The following is a 3910-nucleotide window of genomic DNA, read 5'->3' on the forward strand; positions in this document are numbered from 1 at the left end:
GCACGGCGGACACCACGAACGGCACGGCGGCCGGCACCACCGAGGACGAGGCCGCCGCCGCGCCCGCTCCCCGCGCCGCCCGCAAGACGGCCGCCAAGCCCGCCGCCGCGAGGAAGGCCCCGGCCAGGAAGCGCGCCACCACCGCCAAGTCCGCGGTGAAGGCCGCCCCCGAGCCCGACTCCCCCGCCGACGAGGACGGCGCCGACACCGGCACCGGCCCGGACGACGGCACGTTCGAGCTGACCGAGGTCGAGGCCGCCGACACCGAGACCAGCGCCGCCGACCTGGACGACCAGTCCACCACCATGGGCGACTCGGTGCACACCTACCTCAAGGCGATCGGGCGCCGGCAGCTGCTCACCGCTGAGCAGGAGGTCGACCTCGCCAAGCGCATCGAGGCCGGCCTGTACGCCGAGCACCTCCTCGACACCGACGACGACCTGCCCGACACCTACCGGATCGAGCTGGAGTGGGTCGCCGCGGACGGCCGCCGCGCCAAGGCCCACATGCTCGAGGCGAACCTGCGCCTGGTCGTGTCGGTCGCCAAGAAGTACTCCGACCGCGGCCTGTCCCTGCTGGACGTCGTCCAGGAGGGCAACCTCGGCCTGATCCGCGCCGTGGAGAAGTTCGACTACTCCAAGGGCTACAAGTTCTCCACCTACGCCATGTGGTGGATCCGGCAGGCCATCCAGCGCGGCTTCGCCGACTCGGCCCGCACCATCCGGCTGCCCGTCCACGTGCTGGAGATGCTCAGCAAGCTCAGCCGCGTCGAGCGCGACATGCACCAGCGCCTCGGCCGCGAGCCCACCCCCGAGGAGCTGGCCCTCGAGCTCGACAAGAGCCCCGAGCAGGTCCGCGAGCTGCTGCGCACCAGCCGCCAGCCGATCAGCCTGGACTCCACCATCGGCGAGGACGGCGAGACCCGCATCGGCGACCTCATCGAGGACACCGACAGCCCCGAGGCGTCCGAGCTGGTCGACCGCCAGCTCATGGCCGACCAGCTGCGCCGCACCCTGGACATCCTGAACCCGCGCGAAGCCAAGATCATGGCGATGCGGTTCGGGCTGTACGACGGGACGCCGCGCACCCTGGACGAGATCGGCAAGGCCCTCGGCCTGACCCGCGAGCGGATCCGCCAGCTGGAGAAGGAGTCGCTGTCCAAGCTGCGGCACCCGAGCAACGCCCAGCCGCTGCTGGACTTCGCGGTCTGACCCGCCCGGCGGCCACCGCCCTCGCGCACGCGCACGCGCATGGAGAAGCCTCCGCGATCATCGGTCGCGGAGGCTTCTCCATGTCTCCAGGGGTCTCCGGGATCGGCAGGGGTCTCCGGGATCGGAGCCGCCCCTCCCCTACTCCGAGCGGCGGAACTCCAGGATCGCCACGGCCATCAGGGCCAGGCCGATCAGCAGCACCAGCAGGATCTCCAGCCCGACCGGCACCCGCCAGCCGCCCCAGGTCACGCCCGGGTCGAACGTCCGGCGCAGCTCCGGCGTCAGCGACAGCCGCGCGAACACCGCCTGCCGCAGCGGATCGACCGCGTACGTCAGCGGGTTGAACCGGGTCAGCACCGTCAGCCACACAGGCAGCCCCGCCAGCGGGTACAGCGCCCCCGACAGGAACATCATCGGCATCATGGCCATCTGCATCAGGCCGAAGAACGACTGCATGCTCTTGATCCGCGCGGCCATCATCACGCCGAACCCGGTCAGCGCGAACGCCCCCAGGAACATCAGCCCGAGGAGCTGCAGCAGGAGCACCGGGTCGTAGGGGACGCCCGCCAGCCCGGCCAGCGCCAGGATCACCGTGCCCTGCAGCGTCGCGACCACGGCGCCGCCCACGCACTTGCCGACCACGATCGACGAGCGGCTCACCGGCGCGACCAGCATCTCCCGCAGGAACCCGAACTCCCGGTCCCACACGATCGACCCGGCCGAGAACATCGCCGTGAACATCACCGTCATCGCGCACACGCCGGGGAAGATGAACGTCTTGAGGTCCACGTGCGTCCCGGACGGGCCGCCGCCGCGCCCCGCCGTCATCAGGTTCGACAGCCCGGTGCCCATCACCAGCAGCCACAGCACCGGCTGCACCAGGCCCGAGACCATCCGCATCCGGTCCCGCCCGTACCGGATCAGCTCCCGGTGCAGGACGATCCTCACCGCGCGCAGGTCGTGCACGATGCTGCGCTCCGGCACCGCGACCCGCACCACGGGACCGCCCGAATCCCGTTCGGGCGGCCCGGCAGAGCGTCCGGCAGGCGGTGCGGCAGGCGGTGTGTCCTCCTCCGCGTCCCCCGCCGCGGCCTCCGGCTCCGCGGCCTCCGGGGTCGGCTGCGCTGTTTCGGTGCCTGGCCGAGGCTCCCCCGCGGGGTCCGGACGGCCGTTCGACCCCGCGTCCGGCTGATCATCCGCGCCGGGCTCCAGCCGGTCGTCCGCCCTGGCCCCGGTCCTGCCGCCGCCCTCGCCCTTCATCCGGCCCGCCCGCGCATCGCCATCCGCATCCAGTCCTTCGACGTCCCCTCGGCGTCCCGGATCGTCGTCCCGGTGAACGACATGAAGACGTCGTCGAGCGAGGGCCGCGACACGCTCACCGAGCGGATCGGCAGCCCCAGCTCCGCGAACAGCCTCGGGACGAACTCCTCCCCCGACGCCACCGCGAACGTCACCGCGCCCTCGACCACCGTCGCCGCCACCCCGAACCGCTCCGCCAGCGCCGCGATCGCCGCCTCGTCGTCGTCGGTGTGGATCTGCACCCGGTCCTTGCCGACCCCCGCCTTCAGGGCCTCCGGCGTGTCCAGCGCCACGATCGTCCCCGAATCCATGATCGCGATCCGGTCGCAGTACTCCGCCTCGTCCATGTAGTGCGTCGTCATGAAGATCGTGATCCGCTCGGCCGCCCGCAGCGCCCGGATGTACTCCCAGATCGACGCCCGCGTCTGCGGGTCCAGGCCCACCGTCGGCTCGTCCAGGAACAGCACCCGCGGCGAGTGCAGCAGCCCCCGCGCGATCTCCAGCCGCCGCTTCATCCCGCCCGAGTACGTCTGCACGCGGTCGCCGCGCTTGTCCCACAGGCCGACCATCTCCAGCACCTGCCGCATCCGGTCCGCCAGCGCCCCGCGCGGAACCCCGTACAGCTCGGCGTGGAACCGCAAATTCTGCTCACCGCTCAGGTACCCGTCCAGCGTCGGGTCCTGGAAGACCAGGCCGATGTTGCGGCGCACCTGGTCCCGCTCGCGCACGACGTCGAACCCGGCCACCCGCGCCGTCCCCTCCGTCGGACGCAGCAGCGTGCAGAGCATGTTGATCGTGGTGGACTTGCCCGCGCCGTTCGGACCGAGGAACCCGAAGATCTCCCCCGGCCGCACCGCGAACTCGATCCCGCGCACCGCCTCGACCCCGCCGAACCGCCTGACCAGCCCGGCCACCTCGACGGCGTGCGCCCCGTCCTCCGGCATACAGCCTCCTCGCAGGCCGACAGCACGGGTCGGCAGCACGGGCCGACCGCGCCGGGACGCCCCCGGCGCCACGCCGCACCCTACGCGCCCCCGCCCGCCCGCTCCACGCCTTTCCCCCACTGTCGCACACCGGCCACGGAAGCCGTCCCACCGGCGCGAACCAGGCCGTTCAGCCGTCCTCGGAGTCCTCCCCGACGCCGAGGACGGGTCCCGCGCCTGCCGCGCCGATGCCGTCCACGGCCTCCATGGCTCGCGCGGACGGCTCGCGCGGATCGCACGCCAGCCGGTAGCCCCGCTTCACCACCGTCTCCACGATGCCCGCCCGCCCGAGCCCCCGCCGCAGCCGCGCCACCGCCATCTCGACCGCGTGCTCGTCGGCCCGCGGCCGTGCCCCACGCGTCCCACCCCTCCCGCCGGACCGCCGCCGGCGGCCGGTCGCGGCGCCGGCAGCGGACG

The 3910-nt window shown here is 73.0% G+C and carries 3 protein-coding genes and 1 pseudogene; 1 reads left to right on the forward strand and 3 read right to left on the reverse strand.

Annotated features, from left to right (window positions below; translation table 11 throughout):
* Nucleotides 1–1211: RNA polymerase sigma factor (locus DZF91_RS26895; RefSeq protein ID WP_235834596.1), on the forward strand; the 1211-nt coding region annotated here is incomplete at its 5' end.
* A 138-nt stretch (nucleotides 1212–1349) separates the two neighbouring features.
* Here DZF91_RS26895 and DZF91_RS26900 read toward each other — a convergent pair.
* The 3 genes and pseudogenes from DZF91_RS26900 to DZF91_RS42295 all read right to left on the reverse strand — a co-directional run.
* Nucleotides 1350–2195 carry an ABC transporter permease gene (locus DZF91_RS26900; protein ID WP_235834597.1) on the reverse strand — a complete coding sequence of 282 codons (846 nt, stop codon included), beginning with the start codon at nucleotides 2193–2195 and terminating at the stop codon, nucleotides 1350–1352.
* A 272-nt stretch (nucleotides 2196–2467) separates the two neighbouring features.
* Nucleotides 2468–3454 (reverse strand): ATP-binding cassette domain-containing protein, encoded by a 987-nt coding sequence (locus DZF91_RS26905; protein WP_117359965.1) that lies wholly within the window; start codon nucleotides 3452–3454, stop codon nucleotides 2468–2470.
* A gap of 169 nt (nucleotides 3455–3623) precedes the next feature.
* A pseudogene (locus tag DZF91_RS42295) lies at nucleotides 3624–3910 on the reverse strand (hypothetical protein); the annotation flags it as partial.

Origin of the sequence: Actinomadura logoneensis, assembly GCF_003428695.1 — a bacterium.
GTDB lineage: Bacteria > Actinomycetota > Actinomycetes > Streptosporangiales > Streptosporangiaceae > Spirillospora > Spirillospora logoneensis.